This is a genomic window from Kineococcus sp. AC630, from assembly GCF_979255925.1.
Map to the genome: position 1 here is coordinate 1 of NZ_CEEDMJ010000133.1, position 240 is coordinate 240.

Annotated in this window: 1 protein-coding gene; it reads right to left on the reverse strand. The window is 70.8% G+C overall.

Annotated elements, in window-relative coordinates; genetic code table 11:
• Positions 1 to 240: DNA-3-methyladenine glycosylase I (locus tag AC0I8G_RS26135; RefSeq protein WP_471732535.1), on the reverse strand; the 240-nt coding region annotated here is incomplete at both ends.

The following is a 240-nucleotide window of genomic DNA, read 5'->3' on the forward strand; positions in this document are numbered from 1 at the left end:
GATGATCCCCGGGTCGGCCAGGAGCCGGGCGACGTCGTCCTCGCCGTAGGCCGCGACCACCTCGGGGTCGTACCCGGCGAAGGCCGTCCGGAAGGTGTCGCGGCGACGCAGGACGGTGATCCAGCTGAGCCCGGCCTGGAACGCCTCGAGGCTGATCCGTTCGTAGAGCTCCCGGTCACCGTGGACGGGACGGCCCCACTCCACGTCGTGGTAGGCGGAGTAGAGGGGATCACCGTCACC